General features: G+C 65.1%; 15 protein-coding genes. 10 read left to right on the top strand and 5 right to left on the bottom strand.

Going from position 1 to position 17310, the window contains the following annotated elements; all coding sequences use genetic code 11:
• The 4 genes from D769_RS13505 to D769_RS13490 all read left to right on the top strand — a co-directional run.
• A partial coding sequence (locus tag D769_RS13505) for a fused MFS/spermidine synthase (RefSeq protein WP_008645939.1) occupies window positions 1-2098 on the top strand: 2098 nt, incomplete at its 5' end.
• Window positions 2095-3075, top strand: a complete 981-nt coding sequence (locus D769_RS13500) for a MoxR family ATPase (RefSeq protein WP_008645937.1) — start codon at window positions 2095-2097, stop codon at window positions 3073-3075. The genes D769_RS13505 and D769_RS13500, both read left to right, overlap by 4 nt.
• Before the next feature lie 17 nt (window positions 3076-3092).
• Window positions 3093-4097: a DUF58 domain-containing protein gene (locus tag D769_RS13495; protein WP_008645935.1), complete on the top strand. Its 1005-nt coding sequence runs from the start codon at window positions 3093-3095 to the stop codon at window positions 4095-4097.
• Between the two features lie 257 nt (window positions 4098-4354).
• Window positions 4355-5005, top strand: a complete 651-nt coding sequence (locus D769_RS13490) for an FMN-binding negative transcriptional regulator (protein ID WP_008645932.1) — start codon at window positions 4355-4357, stop codon at window positions 5003-5005.
• A 33-nt stretch (window positions 5006-5038) separates the two neighbouring features.
• Here D769_RS13490 and D769_RS13485 read toward each other — a convergent pair whose 3' ends face one another.
• Window positions 5039-5839, bottom strand: coding sequence for an SDR family oxidoreductase (locus tag D769_RS13485; protein WP_008645931.1), 801 nt, complete (start codon window positions 5837-5839; stop codon window positions 5039-5041).
• Between the two features lie 144 nt (window positions 5840-5983).
• Here D769_RS13485 and D769_RS13480 point away from each other — a divergent pair, with 144 nt between their 5' ends.
• Entirely contained in the window at window positions 5984-6925 is a 942-nt protein-coding gene (locus tag D769_RS13480; RefSeq protein WP_008645929.1) for a GlxA family transcriptional regulator, read from the top strand.
• A 20-nt stretch (window positions 6926-6945) separates the two neighbouring features.
• On the opposite strand, the gene D769_RS13475 is transcribed toward D769_RS13480, so the two are convergent.
• Complete coding sequence (locus D769_RS13475; protein WP_008645927.1) at window positions 6946-7719, bottom strand: helix-turn-helix domain-containing protein; 774 nt, start codon at window positions 7717-7719, stop codon at window positions 6946-6948.
• A 400-nt stretch (window positions 7720-8119) separates the two neighbouring features.
• Here D769_RS13475 and D769_RS13470 point away from each other — a divergent pair, with 400 nt between their 5' ends.
• Together D769_RS13470 and D769_RS13465 are read left to right on the top strand one after the other, a co-directional pair.
• Entirely contained in the window at window positions 8120-8944 is an 825-nt protein-coding gene (locus D769_RS13470) for a universal stress protein (protein WP_008645926.1), read from the top strand.
• 104 nt (window positions 8945-9048) lie between these two features.
• A complete protein-coding gene (locus D769_RS13465) occupies window positions 9049-10407 on the top strand; it encodes an MBL fold metallo-hydrolase (protein WP_008645924.1) in 1359 nt (452 codons plus the stop codon).
• 39 nt (window positions 10408-10446) lie between these two features.
• On the opposite strand, the gene D769_RS13460 is transcribed toward D769_RS13465, so the two are convergent.
• Entirely contained in the window at window positions 10447-11295 is an 849-nt protein-coding gene (locus tag D769_RS13460; RefSeq protein ID WP_008645922.1) for a universal stress protein, read from the bottom strand.
• A gap of 198 nt (window positions 11296-11493) precedes the next feature.
• On the opposite strand from D769_RS13460, the gene D769_RS13455 reads away from it, so the two are divergent.
• Window positions 11494-11946 (top strand): universal stress protein, encoded by a 453-nt coding sequence (locus tag D769_RS13455; protein WP_008645921.1) that lies wholly within the window; start codon window positions 11494-11496, stop codon window positions 11944-11946.
• Window positions 11947-11976: 30 nt separating this feature from the next.
• Here D769_RS13455 and D769_RS13450 read toward each other — a convergent pair whose 3' ends face one another.
• Together D769_RS13450 and D769_RS13445 are read right to left on the bottom strand one after the other, a co-directional pair.
• Window positions 11977-12621 (bottom strand): response regulator transcription factor, encoded by a 645-nt coding sequence (locus tag D769_RS13450; protein WP_008645920.1) that lies wholly within the window; start codon window positions 12619-12621, stop codon window positions 11977-11979.
• Window positions 12618-13763, bottom strand: a complete 1146-nt coding sequence (locus D769_RS13445; RefSeq protein ID WP_008645919.1) for a PAS domain-containing sensor histidine kinase — start codon at window positions 13761-13763, stop codon at window positions 12618-12620. The genes D769_RS13450 and D769_RS13445 overlap by 4 nt, the downstream gene beginning before the upstream one ends.
• 794 nt (window positions 13764-14557) lie before the next feature.
• On the opposite strand from D769_RS13445, the gene D769_RS13440 reads away from it, so the two are divergent.
• On the top strand, window positions 14558-16237 hold the full coding sequence (locus tag D769_RS13440) for a site-specific integrase (RefSeq protein WP_008645918.1): 1680 nt from the start codon (window positions 14558-14560) through the stop codon (window positions 16235-16237).
• Window positions 16238-16412: 175 nt separating this feature from the next.
• Window positions 16413-17264, top strand: coding sequence for a Beta-hydroxyacyl-ACP dehydratase, FabA/FabZ (locus D769_RS30675; protein WP_008645917.1), 852 nt, complete (start codon window positions 16413-16415; stop codon window positions 17262-17264).
• Window positions 17265-17310: the final 46 nt, after the last annotated feature.

The following is a 17310-nucleotide window of genomic DNA, read 5'->3' as shown; positions in this document are numbered from 1 at the left end:
GGCGCTGCTCCGAGCGGTCACGCCCGCCGAGCACGAACTCGGTGGCCACGGCGGCCGGTTCTACGCGGCCAACACGGCCGGTGCCATCGCGGGCACGCTGCTGGCGGGGTTTGTGTGGATTCCTGCGTTCGGCGTCACGGGTAGCGCCTGCGCGGCAGCCGCGCTGAACCTGCTGGCCGCACTCGGCGCGTACTGGATGGTCCGCCGCGCTCCCGAAGCGACCACCCGGACCGTGCCACAGGGGCAAGCCGAGGCAACGCCAAGGACCGGGCAGCGCGTACTCGCGCTCACGCTTTATGCCCTGGCCGGCGGTATCGCGCTTGGCTACGAGGTGGTCTGGTCGCAAGCCATTGTCCAGTTCCTGAGCACGCGCGCATTCGCGTTCGCGGTGATGCTTGCCACGTATCTGGCAGGCCTCATGCTTGGTAGCGCGCTGGTGGCACGCAAGGTCGATCGGGCCAGGGATCCCTGGGGTGTGTTCGCGGCGCTGGTCGTCGGCGCCGGGCTGGCGGCTCTGGTCGAGTTCGCATGGCTGGGCGAATGGCTCCCGGTCGCCCAGTCCGTGGTGTCGCAGCGCGTGCTCGGTGCCACCGGCAGCCAGCTTGCCGCCATGTGCGCGAGCTTTGGCATGGCGGCGTTTTGTATTGTGTTCGTGCCGACGGTGCTGCTTGGTGCGGCGTTTCCGTATGTCGTGCGACTCTCCGTCGATGTCTCGCGCCCCGGTTCAGGGCTCGGCGCCGTGCTTGCAGTGAATACGCTGGGCGGCATTGCTGGCTCGGTGCTGGCCGGCTTCATGCTGGTGCCGTGGATCGGCGTGGTCCATACGCTCGGCGTGCTGGCCGTGGCGAGCGGCGTCGTGGCGCTGCTGGCTACCACATTCGGCACCGGCGTGCACCGCTTCGCACGGGTGGCCGTGCCGTTGCTGGCCGTGGTGACCTTGATCGTGGCCATGGTGACGCCGGCCGATCGGCTTGCCGCATTGCTGGCGCAGACGCGCGGCGGTGAACTTGTTTTCTACGAGGAAAGCCGCGGCGCCACGGTGGCCGTGGTCGAGCAGGGCAAGGCCCGTCAACCGTTCCGCCGGCTCTATATCCAGGGCGTCTCGAATTCCGGCGATACGATGACGTCGCTGCGCTATATGCGGTTGCAGGCGCTGCTGCCCCTGCTGATCCATAACGGCGCACCGCGCTCGACCCTGGTGATCGGCCTTGGGACCGGCATTACCGCCGGCGCGCTGCTGCAGTATCCGGGGCTCGAGCATCGGGTAGTGGCCGAGTTGCTGCCCGCCGTGGTGCGTGCCGCGCCGAACTTCCAGGGCAACTACGGCGTGACTGGCGACAAGCGCGTTGATATCCGCTTGCGCGACGGCCGGCGCGAGCTGCTGCAAAGCACCCAGCGTTACGACCTGATCACGCTGGAACCGCCGCCGCCGTCGGCCAGCGGTGTCGTGAACCTGTACTCGCGTGATTTCTATCGTCTCGCCGCGCAGCGTCTGGAGACGGGCGGTATCGTGGCGCAATGGTTGCCCCTGCCGACGCAGAATCCCGAGGACACTCGCTCGCTGGTGCGTAGCTTCCTCGATGTGTTCCCGCACGCCACGCTCTGGACCACCGAACTTCACGAGATGCTGTTGGTTGGATCGTTGCAGCCGGTCACGCTTGACGTGGCGCGTATCCAGTCGCGTTTTGCCGATGCCGGGGTCAGCGCGGCGCTGCGGTCGGTCGGGGTGGCGTCACCCGCCGCCTTGCTGGCTACCTACGTGACCGACCGCACCGGCCTCGACTGGTTTGCCAGCGACGCGCCCGCCGTTACGGACGACCGTCCGCGCATCGAATACTCGGGCTGGGTGCGCAAGCAGTCGTTCCCGCCCGTGCTGGAGGAGCTGCTGAATCTCTCGTCCGAACTGCAACTGCAAGGCGCGGACGACGCGCTGCAAGTCGCCATCCGGCGCGAGCGGGCCAACCTGCATCTGTTCTATCGCGCCGGGCTCGATGCATACCGGGGCGACCGCCAGCAATGGATGCGCGATATCACGCAGGTCATGCGCGAGGATCCGGGCAATCCGTACTACAACTGGTTCACGGGAGGCGCGCAATGAGCGCTCGCGACGATTTTCTGGCGCTGCAGGCACGTATGGGCGAATCCATCGTCGGCCAGGCACGCATGATCGAGCGGTTGTTGCTTGGACTGCTTGCCGACGGGCACCTGCTGGTGGAAGGCCTGCCGGGGCTGGCCAAGACCCGTGCCATCAAGAGTCTGGCGAAGCATCTCGACGCGCGGCTGTCGCGCGTGCAGTTCACGCCAGACCTGCTGCCCGCCGACATCACGGGCTCGGACATCTATTACAGCGAAGGCGGCAAGGGCGAGTTTCGCTTCCAGCCCGGTCCGCTGTTCGCGAACCTGATTCTGGCGGATGAAGTCAACCGTTCCCCGGCCAAGGTGCAATCGGCGCTGCTCGAGGCCATGGAGGAGCGACAGGTCACTGTGGGCGGCAATACGCACCCGCTGGAACGGCTGTTCCTGGTCATGGCCACGCAGAATCCGATCGAGCAGGAAGGTACTTATCCGCTGCCCGAAGCGCAAATGGACCGCTTTCTGATGCACGTGAACGTCGACTACCCCGCGGCCGATGCCGAAGCGGAGATCATCCGGCTGGCGCGTGCCGAGGAAGAGCCGGACACGCATCAGGGCGGTGCCGGGAGCAGCGAAACCCGCATGTCCCCGGCTAAGGTGTTCGATGCGCGCCGGCAAATTCACGAGATCAAGGTGAGCGAGCCGGTGGAGCGCTATATCGTCGCGCTTGTGCAGGCCACGCGCGATCCCGCGCGTCTCGACGACGATCTGAAACGCTGGATCGAGGTGGGCGTGAGCCCCCGTGGTTCGATCGGTCTCGACAAGGTAGCGCGGGCGATCGCCTGGCTGCGTGGGCGCGACTACGTCACTCCCGAGGACGTGCAGGCGGTGGTGCACGACGTGTTCCGGCACCGGCTGATCCTCTCGTACGACGCCCACGCGGCGGGGGTTAGCGCCAACGCGGTCATCGACCGCCTGGTGCAGCGCGTCGCGGTGGCCTGAGGCCATCCGGCTTCGTCATGAAATCCGATACCGCCGCACTCGGCCGCTCGCCCCAGCACAAGACGCTCCCGTCCAGCGCCACGCCCGGTGTCAATGTCGACACCGCATCGCTGGCCGCGCTCGAAGCTGCTGCGCGGGACTTCCATTTTCTGTCGCGCCAGCCCGTGCACAGCCTGCTGTCGGGGCGCCATGGGTCACGTGTGCGGGGCCGTGGGCTGGCCTTCGAGGAATTGCGCCCCTACCTGCCCGGGGACGACGTTCGGACGATGGACTGGCGCGTGACGGCGCGAACCGGCAAGCCACACGTGCGGGTCTATGCCGAGGAAAAGGAGCGCCCGGCGCTGGTGGTGGTGGATCAGCGCATCAACATGTTCTTCGGCAGCCGCCGCGCGATGAAATCGGTGGCGGCGGCGGAAGTGGCGGCGCTGGCCACGTGGCGAATGGTGGCGGAGGGGGACCGCGTGGGCGGCGTCGTCTTTGGCGACAAGGAGGTGACCGCGCTGGCGCCGCAGCGCAGCCAGCACGGCGTGCTCCACCTGCTTGGCGAACTGGCGCGCCACAATCAGGCGCTGCGCGCGGACGCCCCGGCCAGCCAGGGCGCCAGCCAGTTGAACGCGGCGCTGCAGCACGCGCTGCAACTGGCCCGTCACGACTATCTGGTCATCGTCATCAGCGACTTCAGCGGCAACGACGCGCAGACCCGCGACCTGATGCTCGAACTGCGCCGTCGCAACGACATGCTGTCGGTGCTCGTCTATGACCCGTTCCTGCTGAACCTGCCCGATTCCGGTCACCTCGTGGTCAGCGACGGTGAACTGCAGGTGGAACTCGGCTTTGGCCGGGAGACGCTCCGGAGCGCGATTCACCGCTTCGCGGACGATCACAATGCGTCGCTGGTCGAGTGGCACAACGGCATTGGCGTGCCGCTGCTTCCGGTATCGGCGGCCGAGGATACGGCGCTGCAACTGCGCCGGCTGCTGGGATATCCAGCCGATGCGTCGCCGCGGCGCGGCAGGGCATAGGACGCAGCTTCGGGCTGGATGTGCAGTCCAAGCACCCCCAGTTGGCCCTTTTGACGGCGTAGCACAATTGGCGGGGACCCCAGCCGAAAACCAAGCAACCGCTTGGTCACCCTCTGGTTCGGTGGGTTCGATGCCGCCGAGCCTGCAGTCCTCGATCAGCGTGTGGGCGATAACCGCAAACTGCGGCTACACTCGGCTTCAGTTTCCGATGACAATGCTTGCATTCCGAACCCAACACACCCACGCCCCGCACGCTCATGTACGTCCCTGCCCATTTCGAAGAATCGCGCCCCGAGGCTCTCCATGCGTTGATGACCGCGCATCCGTTTGGCACGCTGGTCACGCATGGCAGGAACGGTCTGGATGCGAACCACATTCCCTTCCATCTCGATCCCTCGCCAGGGCCGAATGGGATGCTGAAGGCTCACGTTGCCCGCGCCAACCCGGTCTGGCAGGACGTGGCGAACGGTGATGAGGTACTGGTGATTTTCCGTGCCGCTGATGCGTATATCTCGCCGAACTGGTATCCGAGCAAGCACGAGGCCCATAAGCAGGTGCCCACGTGGAACTACATGGTCGTGCACGCGCACGGTCGCATCACGATTCGCGACGATGAGCGCTTCGTGCGCGGTGTGGTAGCCCATCTGACTCGCACGCACGAAGCCACGCAACCCAGGCCGTGGAAGATGTCCGACGCCCCGTCGGATTTTGTCGACACGATGCTCAAGGCGATTGTCGGCATCGAAATTGAGATCACGCGCCTGGAAGGCAAGTTGAAGCTGAGCCAGAACAAGGAAGTGCGCGACATCCGTGGCGCCGGCACGGCGCTGGCCGAGCAGGGCAGCACGATGCTCGGCGAAGCGATGCTGGCCCGCGCAGATGCCAAGGAGCGGGGCGAGACCCAGTAATTCCCGGGCCTCCCACCCTTTACCTTCCGCCTCTCAGCGTCCCGTCGCGTACCGGGGCGCCGGAGTGTTGGTCGATAGCTGGCCCGCCATCGCCTGGCGCGCGCCTTCATATGCATTCCATTGCTCGATCGCGTGCAGCGGTGGAATCGTCACCAGCTCGCCGCGGTCGAAGCCTACCAGTGCCGCATCGACCATCGCTTCGGCCGGCATGACGATCGCCTTGTCGAGATGTTCGATCGGCAGGCCACCGGTTTCCCAGAAGTCCGTGGCGGTCGCCCCCGGCAGTACCGCCTGCACGCGCAGCCCCTTGGCCGCGAGTTCGTGATGCAGCGACTGGCTGAATGCCAGCACGAACGCCTTGCTGCCGCCATACACCCCGTTCAGGATTTCGGGCGCGATGCCGACGATCGACGAAATGTTGATGATCGCGCCACGGCCGCGCGCGACGAATCCCGGCACGGCGGCATAGGTCAGGCGCGTCAGCGCGGTGACGTTGAGGTCGATCATCCGGTTCATGGCATCGACATCGCTGTCGAGCAGCGGCGTGTGCGTGCCGACGCCTGCGTTGTTGACCAGCAGCGTGATGCTGGCGTCCTGCCGCAGCTTTTCCTCCACCCGCGCGAGCGATTGGCGGTCGTTGAGATCGGCCGGGAAGACTTCGACCACGCGCTGCGTCTCGTCAGTGATGCGCCGCGCCAGGGCATCGAGCTTGTCGCGATTGCGGGCGACGAGGATCAGGTCATAGCCGCGCCGTGCCAGGCGGTCCGCGTAGATGGCGCCGATGCCCGAGGATGCGCCGGTAATCAGGGCCGTGCCGAGATGGATTTGCGTCATGGTGTTCTCCTTGCGATGTCGTTGCGATGGGGATCCGAAAATCGGGATGCGTCGAATCCATGCGTTGCATCGTAAGGCGGCTTGACGATGGCAGAAATGACGATTATGGTCATGTTTTAGGACATGAGCCCAACGAGGCCAATCATGCACAACATCGGCTTCCTGCTGACGGACGGTTTTCAGGTGATGGCGCTGGCGACGCAGAGCGTCTTCGAGTACGCGAATCTTGTGGCCGGCGAGCCCTTTTACCGCATCAGGAATTTCTCGATCGACGGTGGGCCGGTAGTCTCTTCGCTGGGGATGACGGTAGAGACGCACGCGGCAAGCACGCGCGTGGCGGTGGATACCTGGGTGCTGGCCGGCGTTGGCGACCCAGTCGCGCAGCCAACACCCGCACCGGTACTGGCGTTCGTGAGCAAGGCGGTGCCGCGTGCGCGCCGGACGGCGTCGATCTGCACGGGGGCGTTCATCCTGGCGGAAGCCGGTCTGCTCGATGGCCGACGCGCGACCACGCACTGGGCCTTCGCGCGCGACATGCAACGGCTCCATCCGGACATCAAGGTGGAGGACGATCGCATCTACATCGTCGATGGCGCGATCTGGACGTCGGCGGGCATGACGGCCGGCCTGGATCTGGCGCTTGCGATGGTCGAGAAGGATCTGGGCGCGGATATCGCGCGGTCGGTCGCCCACAAGCTGGTGATGCACCAGCGGCGCTCGGGCGGACAGTCGCAGCACTCGGAGCTACTGGATATGGCGCCGAAATCCGACCGTATCCAGAATGCGCTGGATTACGCGCGCAAGAATCTGAGCCAGGCACTGACGGTGGAGGAACTGGCGGAGACGGTGCATCTGAGCCCACGCCAGTTCAGCCGTGTGTTCACCGCGGAGACCGGGCAGTCGCCGGCCAAGGCGATCGAGAATCTGAGACTGGAAGCGGCGCGACTCATGATCGAACAGAGTCGCCACCCGCTGGAAGTCGTGGCGCGGGAATCCGGCTTTCGAGACCGGCGCCATATGCGCGAGGCATTCCTGCGGGGGTTCGGCGTGCCGCCCCAGGCGGTGCGGCGGGAGGCCCGCGAGTAGCGGGCGCCGGTGTCAGCGGCTCAGATTGCCGCGAGCGCCTCGATATCGAACAGTTCGATGCGCTTGCCATCCACGCGGATCAGGCCTTCGCGCTGGAACCGGGAGAACGTGCGGCTAACCGTTTCGAGCTTGATGCCGAGGTAGCTGCCGATTTCCTCGCGGGTCATGCGCAGCGTGAAGTCGCGCGAAGCATAGCCGCGTTCCTGCAGGCGGCACGACACGTTGATCAGGAATGCTGCTACACGCTGTTCCGAAGTCATGCCCGACAGCAGGATCATCTGCTTGGACTCGCGCAGGATCTCGCGGCTCAGCATCCGATGGAAATGTTGTTGCACGCTCTTGACGTCGCGGCACAGTCCTTCGAGCGGTGAGAACGGCAGCACGCAGACTGCACTGTCTTCGAGCGCGATCGCGTCGCAGTCATACTCGCCTTCGCCAATCGCGCCAAGGCCGACCGTTTCTCCCGGCAGGAAGAAACCGGTCACGTGCTCATGGCCGCCGGCGTGGGAGGCCACGGTCTTCAGCGATCCCGAGCGGACGGTGTAGAGGTTCTGGAACTTGTCGCCGGAGCGGTACAGGTATTCGCCACGATGCACCATGCGCCAGTGGCTGACCACGGCTTCCAGTTGCGGAAGCTCCTCCGGTTCGAGAGACGATGCGATGCAGAGGCGGCGCAGGCCGCAATCCATGCAGCGCGCCTGGAAATGCCGCGCCGTGCCCGGCGCGTGCGCATGTCCGGTGCATTCCCCATCCATTCCTGCTTCGACGCTCGACCCCTCTACCACTTCATACATGATGCTCTCCCCTGGGGTCGTCAGGCGTTCACCGCCAAATCAAGGTTCTTTGATCTGAATAACTCCCCATCTGCGCGGAAGTATGCCTTGTGATCGGAAAGGCTGAAATCAGCGTCGGCTGATACCTGTGTCAGGGTCTGGAGTGCGCTTGTCAGGTTAACCTGACGGGCCGGACATTACCTACGTGCAGCACAGGTGCTCCCGATAGCCGAGGCAAGGTAGCTCGCCTTCGACTGACTCCTCCTTCAGGAGGTTGATTGCCGCGGCTTCTACCGACAATGTTTGGTTTCCCGGCTGTCATGTATTTGAGTTGAGGCAAGCGCGGAGCACCTTTGACGATTAAAGTGCACAAGACGGTATCCATTCTTGCCGCCCGATCGCCCCCTTGCCTGGAGCCCCCATGGATTTCAAGACCATTCTCGTCGATCTTGCCGCTGATCCGGCGCGCGATGCGCGTCTGGATGCCGCGCTGACGTTGGCGTCGCTATTCACCGCCCGCGTCATCGGACTGACCGCTACTGGCACCTTGCTGGATCCATTCCGGAGCGCCGGTGAGGAGACCGCGCGTTATCAGCAGATGCGCGCCGACATGCTGCGCAACCTGAAACAGGCCGATGCCGCCGCGCTCGATGCGGCAGTGGCGCGACGTGGGCGGGGCATCGAGATTTCACACGTGGTGGTCGAGCAGGAGGCGGGCTGGGCGTTGACCTCGCGCGGTGTCAGCAGCGATCTGATTTTGCCGGCGCCGCCGTCGCTGGCGCACGATACGCCGGCGCTGATGGCCACTTCCGCCGAGTATGTGCTGCTGAACTCTGGCCGCCCGATTCTGGTAATACCCCCCGACGTCAGCCTGGTGCCGGGCGGCACCGTCGTGGTGGCCTGGGACGGCCGGCGCGAAGCCGCACGCGCCATGAGGGATGCGTTGCCGCTACTGGCTTTGGCATCGCGTGTGATCCTGCAGGTGGTGCTCAGCGGCGCGGGGCCGAACGAGCATGGCGCGGCCGAGGCCGTGCGCTGGCTGGCCGATCACGGTGTCAGCGCTTCGCTGCGTATCGACGAGGCTGCGTCGCCTGCTGACAGCCTGATGCGCGTGACGCGCAACGAGGCGGCCGATCTGCTGGTGACCGGCGGCTATGGCCACTCACGGCTCGGCGAACTCGTCATGGGTGGAACCACGCGCACGCTGCTGCGCAACGCACCGGTGCCGCTGCTGATGTCGCATTGAAGCGCGTGATACGTACTGTTCTGCCATCGCTTCAAAGCCGGTGACAGGATCTGGCGATATCGACAACACCGATACTGACGACGCCAACACCAACATCACAGACCATGCACATCCAGTTCCTTGGGGCTACGGACACCGTGACCGGTTCGCGCTTTCTGCTAGACACCGGAGAAGCGCGGGTTCTGATCGACTGCGGACTGTTTCAGGGCTACAAGGCCCTGCGGCTGCGTAACTGGGATCGCTTTCCGATCAGCCCGGGCAGTCTCGATGCCGTGGTGCTGACACACGCGCATATCGACCACAGCGGCTATCTGCCCTTGTTGGTGAAGCGCGGTTACAAGGGGCGCGTGCACTGCACGACGGGAACCGCGGAGCTTTGCGGCCTGCTGCTGCCGGACAGCGCCCATCTGGCGGAAGAAGACGCCAACTACGCCAATCGCAAGGGGTATTCGCGTCATCAACCGGCGCTGCCGCTCTATACCGTGGCGGATGCCATGCATGCGCTGGAGCATCTGAAGCCCGCGCCTTATAGCAAGCGGGTGACAATCGCACGCGGTGTGGAAGCGGAGTTTCATCGCGCGGGCCATATTCTTGGCTCGTCCAGCGTGACGATCCATGCCAAGGGCCGGCGCATCCTGTTCTCCGGCGACCTCGGCCCGCAAGATGACATGCTGATGCGGCCGCCGGAGCCACCCACCGCGGCGGATTACCTTATAGTGGAATCGACTTACGGTGACCGCCTGCATCCGGAAGGCGATCCCATCGAGCTGCTGGCCGATATCATTCGCAAGACCGTTGCCCGGGGCGGCAGCGTGATCATTCCCGTCTTTGCGGTTGGGCGTGCCCAGTTGCTGCTGTATTGCCTCTACCGGCTGCGCCAGCGACGGCGCTTTCCCGATGTGCCCATCTATTTGAACAGCCCGATGGCCATCGAAGCCACGCGGATTCTCTCCGAGCACTCGGACGAACTGCGCATCGACCCCGAAACGTGCGCGGCTGCCTGTTCGGTGGCGATTCCGACCCGGAGCATGGAGGAGTCGATCCGCATCAACCGGGTGGATCAACCGAAGATCATCCTGGCTGGTAGCGGAATGCTGACGGGCGGGCGCGTGGTGCATCACCTCGAATCGTTCGGGCAGGACCCGCGCAGCACTTTCCTGCTGGTGGGGTTCCAGGCGGCCGGAACGCGGGGTGCGACGCTGGCATCCGGCCAGCGCACGTTGCGTATGCACGGGCGCGAAGTCGAACTGCGTGCTTCAGTCGAACAGATTCGCCATTTCTCGGCACACGCCGATGCGGATGGGCTGATGGACTGGATGAGTGCCATCGGGACACCGCCACGGCAGACGTTCATCGTGCACGGCGAGCCCAGTGCCGCCGATGCGCTACGCCAGCGCATCGAGCATTCGCTGCATTGGGATGTCACGATACCGGAGTACCGGGGTATCTATAGGCTCGACTAAGCGCTCGACTAAGCGCCCGAGCAAGGTGTGCCGGCGCGGCTAGTAGGAAAAGAGGGTGGGAATCGTGGCGTGGCGCAGCAGGGTGTCCGTCACGCCACCCAGCAATTCCTCGCGCAGCAGTCCCCGGCCATACGCGCCACAAACCAGCAGATCTGCCCGGCGCTGGCCGGCGATGGCAAGCAGTGACTCGCCGATATCGGCCGATCGTTCCAGCACCATCTCGACCATGCTCGCGTGCACGCCATGCCGAGCCAGCCAGTTTGCCGCGTAGGCGGGCGGCGAGAGTTCGGCCTTGCGGCGCGCGTACGGTGGAATGCACGACACCACGTCGACCTGGGTGGCGCGCTTAAGCAACGGCAGCGCGTCATGCAGCGCGCGCGCGGATTCGCGGGTGCCGTTCCAGGCCACCACGATCGAACCATAGGGGAAGGTGGAAGCGTCCGGCAGCGGCCCTTGAGGAATGACCAGTACCGGGCGGCCACTCGAAAGAATGGCCGTCTCGACGAAGTGCCGGGCTACCTCGCTGTCGGTGTTCAGTCGGTCCGGACGGCCGACGATCAGCAGGTCGGCCAGCCGGCCTTCGCATTGAATGGCGTCGGTGGGCGCGCCCTCGCCAACGCGCCAGTCGACGGCAAACGTCGCGGCTTCGGTGGCGATGTCGAAGGCTTCCCGGGCGGCTTCACATGCGGCGCCAAGATCCGGCGCGTATGCCTGGCGCTCGCGGCGGCCGTCCGCGGTGCGATAGACCCACGCTGGCTCGTCCGCGCTCAGCGAGAGCAGGCCGATCAGCGTGGCGTTGAACGATCCGGCCAGCGCCACGGCATGACAGAGCCGGGCCTCCACTGATTGCGAGGCATCGACGTGGACCATGATCGCCGAGATGTCCATGTGGTCTCCTGAAAAAGCAAGGCGCTTCGGCGCCATTTGGGTCTCAAATGTATGCGTGATGTGCCGCGTATGGTTGCGACAGATCAAGAGCGCCTGATTCGGTGGACTCGGGTCATCTTGCGATACATCAACCATGGAGCCTTGGCACGTCCTATGCTGGGTCAGTGAGGGCACGTGGCCCGGACTGAGGAGACCGATATGTATGAACGCATCCTGGTTGCCGTGGATGGCAGCCCGTCTTCCGACCTGGCCATTGCGCAGGCAGCCGGGCTGGCCAAGGGCCTGGGCGCGGAGGTGAAGGTCCTGTTCGTAGTGGACGAGGGCGAAGTGTTCCTTGAGGCAGGTTTCGTCAATCCGCAGGACATCCTGAATGGACTGACGGACTTTGGCAGGAAGGCCCTTGCAGCCGCCGCTCACCGCCTCCAGGACGCTGGCGTGCGGTTTCAGACCGAACTGGCAGAGAAGTCAGCGGTGCCGGGTGACATCGCTGGCGCGATCGTCGGCTATGCCGACCGCTGGCCAGCCGATGTGATCGTGATGGGTACACGCGGCCGACGCGGTGTGCGCCGCATGATCATGGGTAGCGTCTCTGAAGGTGTGGTGGCCAAGACCAGCAAGCCGGTGCTGCTGATTCGCGGCGAGTCGGCCTGAACGACGGGGCTGTGGCCGGGGGCCACGACGTTATAGCTTGTCTTCGTCGCCGAACAGCCTCGCCTCGATCGCATAGCGGACCAGTGCGGCGTCGCTGCGAAGCTGGAGCTTTTCCATCAGGCGCATCTTGTAGGTGCTGACCGTCTTGGCGCTGACGCACAGCGCGGCGGCGATCTGCGTCAGCGACTCGCCATCGACGATGCGCCGGAATACCTCGAGTTCACGATCCGACAGGCCTTCGTGCGGCGCATCGGGCTTTTCCTGCAGGCCCAGCGCCAGCTTTTCGGCCATGGCGGGGCTGACGTAGGTGCCGCCCGCGGCCACCTTCCTGAGCGCCTCGACCAGTTCCGTCGCCGCGCTTTCCTTGGTCAGGTAGCCGGCCGCGCCGGCACGGAAGGCGCGGACCACATACTGTTCCTCCGCGTGCATCGTCAGCACGAGGATTCGTAGTGCAGGATGATCGGCCCGCAGTTGCCGGATCAGTTCCAGCCCGTTCCGGCCGGGCATCGACAGGTCCAGCAGGATGACATGCGGGGACAGCTCGCGCACGAGTTGTGGCACCTCGGTACCGCGGGCTGCTTCGCCAACCACCTCGAAGTCGCTGGTGCGTTCGAGGATATGGCGCAATCCGTTTCGCACCACAGTGTGATCGTCTGCAATGATCACGCGAATCATGCCTGGGTCTCCTTGCAATCCGGATGACCCGGAAAAGTGACGACGAGTTCGAAGCCGTCGCCGGGCGAATGTTCGATGGACACCGTGCCACCCAGCAGGCGTGCCCGTTCCCGGATGCCAAGCAGGCCGAACGAGCGGCGCGCGCCATCCTTCGGCTGGCCGTTCCAGCCGCGCCCGTTATCGAGCACGCGCAGCACGTACTGGTCGTGGTCGTGGTCCTGGTTCTGGTGGGTCAGCGTCACCCAGGCCTCGCTGGCGTCCGCATGATGCACGACGTTGTTGAGCGCCTCCTGGACGATCCGGAATACAGCGGTGGCGGCTTGCTCGGTGACGTCGATTTCCTCCGGCGTCCGCGTGCTCACCGAGATCGCGTAGCGCCGGCTGAAATCCTTGGCTAGCCAGTCCAGCGCGGCGGCGAGGCCCAGTTCATCGAGCAACGCCGGGCGCAGATCGGACGAAATCCTGCGCACGGCGGCGATGGTTTCGTCGATGACGGTGTGCATGGCGCTGACCTGTTCGAGCGCGCGCACGGCGCCGCAGTCCGCACGCAAGTCGGTCTCCAGCATCACAAGATCCATTTTCAGCGCGCTCAGACGCTGGCCCAGATCGTCGTGAAGCTCGCGCGCGACGCGCCGGCTTTCGTCCTCGCGCGCAGCCAGGATGCTGTCCGACAGCGCCTGGAGTTCCTCGCGGGACCGCTGCAGCGCTGCCTCGGCACGCACGCGAGCGGTGACGTCGCGCAGCATGACCGTGAAAAGCTTGTGTCCGGCACCATCGGAGGTCTGCGAGATCGACGCTTCGATCGGGAATTCGGTTCCGTCCTGACGCAGGGCGTATAGCGTGAGCTGGCGCCCCATCTGCCGGTCGGAAACACCGGTCACGCCAAAACGCGTGACGTGCGCGGCATGGGCAGTGCGGAAACGGGCAGGGATGAAATCGCCGAGGGGGCGGCCCATGGCCTGTTCCGCCGGCAAGCCGAACAGCGTTTCCGCCATCGGGTTGAACAGCACCACGCGCTGTTCTTCGTCCACCGAGATGATGGCTTCCATCGACGAGCGGATGATTCCCGCCAGCCGGGCTTCGTTTTCGGCGATTCGCCGGTCGCCATTGTCGTCGGTGCCCGTCAAGGCTTCCGGCCCCATTCCCAACTCCTGTCCTGGATTCGTGGTCGGTAGCGGGCGATTTGCTGCTCCAGCCAGAATCTGTATTCGTAATTATGCGATGAAACATGGGAGTGGCGCCACGCATGTGCCCAATATCCATCGAGGCAACGCAAAGCCGGTTTCGTGTCCGGCGTACGCGGAATCCGGGCTCAGGCAGCGTCAAGCGTACGCCATGGGTGAATCAAGAATATGCGCATGCAGCAGGAATGCAGTTTCGGACTAAGTAGAGACCGTTGTCGCCAAATTGGCGCGGCGATTGATTATTGGCGCCTTGGTACCTCAATTTCTTATTTCGGTCCATTAATACGATATCGGAGGATTTTTATCGTGGGAGATATTGTCGCCAATAGCCCCTCGAGGTGATCACGCAATACCGCAGGGCCCACATTCACCACTTGGTGCAGTCGCAAGGCTGGACAGTGGAAGGCGATAGCGTTGCATTGTCCAAGACCGCTGATTGCATTTGTGCAAACCAATTCGGGCTTGTTATCGAAAGTCTCGTTGGGCGGTGCCAGGATCAACAAGCGGGATTGGGACGCCGCTGCCTCCGCGCCGTCGGCCTGAGGGCGTTCTACGCCTCGTTTGTTGACAGGACGAGGTGTATTTGCTGAGTTTTCCCGCCTCGCCAGGTTTTCGATGGGTTCCTCTGCCGGGGGGCGTCTCTACGCGGTGCCTCGGACGCCGATCAACAGCCATGAGTTTGCTTCCATGTTAATGCTATTGCGATAAGAAAAGTTATCGCAATGACATGGGCAAATGTTAAGATTGCGCCCATGACGAATCGCCCGACCGCCACGCCCACGGACTTTCCCGACGCCGCTGCCCTGGCCGCCCTGCGAGCCTGGCATGCGGGACTTTCCACGCGTGACGCGGTCTCTCGGTATCTGGACGACGCGCGGGCCACCGGCCAGTCCTCGCGCGGGATGGTGAGCAGGATTCGCCGGCAGCTTGCTGCCTATGCGCGCTACCGGCTGCGTGAAGATCTTGCGCAGTTGTTCGAATTCCCGGCCGCGGAACGGGCGGCGAAGGGTAGGGAAGCAGACCACGCAATCGAAACACTCCGTGCCTTGCCGCCCCCAGCACCAGCGATTTCCGACGATATCGGCATGTGGCTGGCACCGGCTGCCGCGGAGGCCCTGCGCGCTTGCGACATTCACACGCTGGCTGATCTCACTGTGCGAATCCCCCGCCGGCGCCAGTGGTGGCGCGGCATTTCCGGGCTGGGAGTGGCGGGCGCCAGGCGAATCGAGGCGTTCTTCGCCGGCCATCCACAACTGACGGCGCGCGCGCGGGCGCTGATCGAAGCCGAGCCGCGCGGCGTGATCGTGCCCTGGGAGAAGATGGGGCGACTGCCGCATGAGGTGGACGGCTCGCTCGGCCAGTTCCGCGCGCCGCGCGGGACCTCCACGCTGAACGCGGACAACGACTACGCGGCCGTGCAAGCATGGCTGGGGTTGCACGAATCGCCGTCCACGCTGCGTGCCTATCGCAAGGAAGCCGAGAGGCTGATCCTCTGGGCGATCATCGAGCGCGGGCGGCCGCTGTCGTCGCTGACCACCGAGGACGCCACGGCCTACCGGAACTTCCTGCGCCAACCCGCGCCGCGCGAACGCTGGGTAGGGCCCGCCCGGCCGCGTGGGGCCACGGATTGGAAGCCGTTTGCTGACGGGCTGTCGCCACGCTCGGCAGCCTACAGCCTGCAAGTGCTTGGGGCGCTGTTTCGCTGGCTGGTGCAGCAACGCTACGTGCTGGCCAACCCGTTCGCCGGCATCAAGGTGCGGGGCGGCGCCAAGACAGCGGCGCTCGATGTATCGCACGCGTTCTCCGAAGGGGAATGGCTGCTGACGCGCAGCATCGCGGATGGCCTGGAGTGGTCATACGGCTGGGAAGCCTCCGCCGCGCAACGGCTGCGCTTTATCCTCGATTTCACATACGCGACCGGGCTGCGGGCGAGCGAACTGGTCGGCGCCACGCTGCGCAATGTCGAAACCGACGTGCACGGCGATCACTGGTTGCGGCTGGTGGGCAAGGGCGCGAAGGCGGGCAGGGTGGCGCTGCCGACCATGGCCCGCAACGCGCTTGACCGCTATCTGGTTGAGCGGGGCTTGCCGGTGACACGCGCCCTCTGGGACCCGACGACGCCGATCGTCGGCAATCTAGGTTCCGACGAAGCCGGCGGCATCACCGGAGCGCGATTGTGGATGGTGATCAAGCGATTCTTCGGCACCGCCGCCGACCAGCTCGAAGCCGAACGCCCGGCCACCGCCGAAAAGCTGCGCCGCGCCAGCCCTCACTGGCTCCGCCATACGCACGCCACCCATGCGCTGGCGCGCGGCGCGGAACTGACCACGGTGCGGGACAACCTGCGCCATGCGTCGGTTTCGACCACGTCACTGTATCTGCATGGCGACGACGTCAAGCGTGCCAGGCAGATGGACGACGCATTCCAGTGACGGATGACAGACACGTGCCCGCCGCGTGACGGATGGCGCGAATGCGGACAGGGGTATTCCCAAGCCTGGCCCCCCGGGCATCGCCCAGATTGCATCAGATTGCGTCAACGCAAACGGCGGGCTGCTTCGGTGCTCTAGCCTGACGGATCATTCCGCCTGCTCATCGAGCCTCCTCATGTCGCATTCCGAGATTCCCTGCGCGGCCACTGCGCTGCGCGACCGGCTGTTTGTCAGCGGTACCGATCTGTTCGCGCTGGGCCACTACCCTGGCAATCCTGTCTATCCCGGCGCGTTGATGCTCGATCGCATGTTGATCATGGCTGCGGCGCTGGCCGGTCAGGCGTTCGGTCAGGAGGCGTGGGCGCGGCGCGTGAAACGGGTTCAGTACCTCGGCGTGGTCGTGCCCGGAGATGTCGTCGAACTTGACGTGTCGATCGTCGAGCGCGACGGCGATCAGATTACGTGTCTTGCCGTGGCGCAGGTTCAGGGCAATGCGCGTGTGCAAGCCACGATCGTGTGCGTGCCGGACGCGGAGCCGGTTTCGGCGCCGCTCGAATGTGACGTGGCCAGCGAGGCACCGGCGCTGACGCATCCCGACATCGCCCGCCTGTTGCCGCATCGCTACCCATTCCTGCTGCTGGACACGGTCCGCAGCTTCACCCCGCGTGAGCACATCCTGGCCACGAAGGTCATCAACCGTGAATCCCCGATTCTGGGGGCGCACCCGCCCGCCGCATATCCGGCCTCACTGGCGATCGAGTCGTTCGGGCAGGCCGGCGTCACGCTGTTCTGCCTGAGTCAGGACAACGCCTCGCCGGCGCAGGTGCTGGTCGGGCTGATGCGCGACGTTACCGTGCATCGGACCATTCCCTACGACACGGTACTGACGCTGGATGTCCGCATCGAACGCCTGCGGTCCAATGCCGTGGTCTTTGGTGGTGATATACGGATCGGCGAGGAGTCCGTCATCCACGTGGGCAGTCTCGTGGTCATGGTCGGGCCGGAGCAGCCCTCGGCGGGCGCGTAGCCAGCGCTCAGCGCGGTGCCCAGCCGCCCGGCTCCGGTGTCGCGCC

The sequence above is a fragment of the Cupriavidus sp. HMR-1 genome, assembly GCF_000319775.1.
Lineage (GTDB): Bacteria > Pseudomonadota > Gammaproteobacteria > Burkholderiales > Burkholderiaceae > Cupriavidus > Cupriavidus metallidurans.
Note: the sequence above shows the minus strand (reverse complement) of the source record. Positions and strands in the feature narration are given on the sequence as shown.

Excerpts from the sequence above, each read along its gene's own strand:
- D769_RS13500 (WP_008645937.1), top strand. The coding sequence starts at position 2,095 with ATGAGCGCTCGCGACGATTTTCTGGCGCTGCAGGCACGTATGGGCGAA.
- D769_RS13495 (WP_008645935.1), top strand. The coding sequence starts at position 3,093 with ATGAAATCCGATACCGCCGCACTCGGCCGCTCGCCCCAGCACAAGACG.
- D769_RS13490 (WP_008645932.1), top strand. The coding sequence starts at position 4,355 with ATGTACGTCCCTGCCCATTTCGAAGAATCGCGCCCCGAGGCTCTCCAT.
- D769_RS13485 (WP_008645931.1), bottom strand. The coding sequence starts at position 5,839 with ATGACGCAAATCCATCTCGGCACGGCCCTGATTACCGGCGCATCCTCG.
- D769_RS13480 (WP_008645929.1), top strand. The coding sequence starts at position 5,984 with ATGCACAACATCGGCTTCCTGCTGACGGACGGTTTTCAGGTGATGGCG.
- D769_RS13475 (WP_008645927.1), bottom strand. The coding sequence starts at position 7,719 with ATGTATGAAGTGGTAGAGGGGTCGAGCGTCGAAGCAGGAATGGATGGG.
- D769_RS13470 (WP_008645926.1), top strand. The coding sequence starts at position 8,120 with ATGGATTTCAAGACCATTCTCGTCGATCTTGCCGCTGATCCGGCGCGC.
- D769_RS13465 (WP_008645924.1), top strand. The coding sequence starts at position 9,049 with ATGCACATCCAGTTCCTTGGGGCTACGGACACCGTGACCGGTTCGCGC.
- D769_RS13460 (WP_008645922.1), bottom strand. The coding sequence starts at position 11,295 with ATGGACATCTCGGCGATCATGGTCCACGTCGATGCCTCGCAATCAGTG.
- D769_RS13455 (WP_008645921.1), top strand. The coding sequence starts at position 11,494 with ATGTATGAACGCATCCTGGTTGCCGTGGATGGCAGCCCGTCTTCCGAC.
- D769_RS13450 (WP_008645920.1), bottom strand. The coding sequence starts at position 12,621 with ATGATTCGCGTGATCATTGCAGACGATCACACTGTGGTGCGAAACGGA.
- D769_RS13445 (WP_008645919.1), bottom strand. The coding sequence starts at position 13,763 with ATGGGGCCGGAAGCCTTGACGGGCACCGACGACAATGGCGACCGGCGA.
- D769_RS13440 (WP_008645918.1), top strand. The coding sequence starts at position 14,558 with ATGACGAATCGCCCGACCGCCACGCCCACGGACTTTCCCGACGCCGCT.
- D769_RS30675 (WP_008645917.1), top strand. The coding sequence starts at position 16,413 with ATGTCGCATTCCGAGATTCCCTGCGCGGCCACTGCGCTGCGCGACCGG.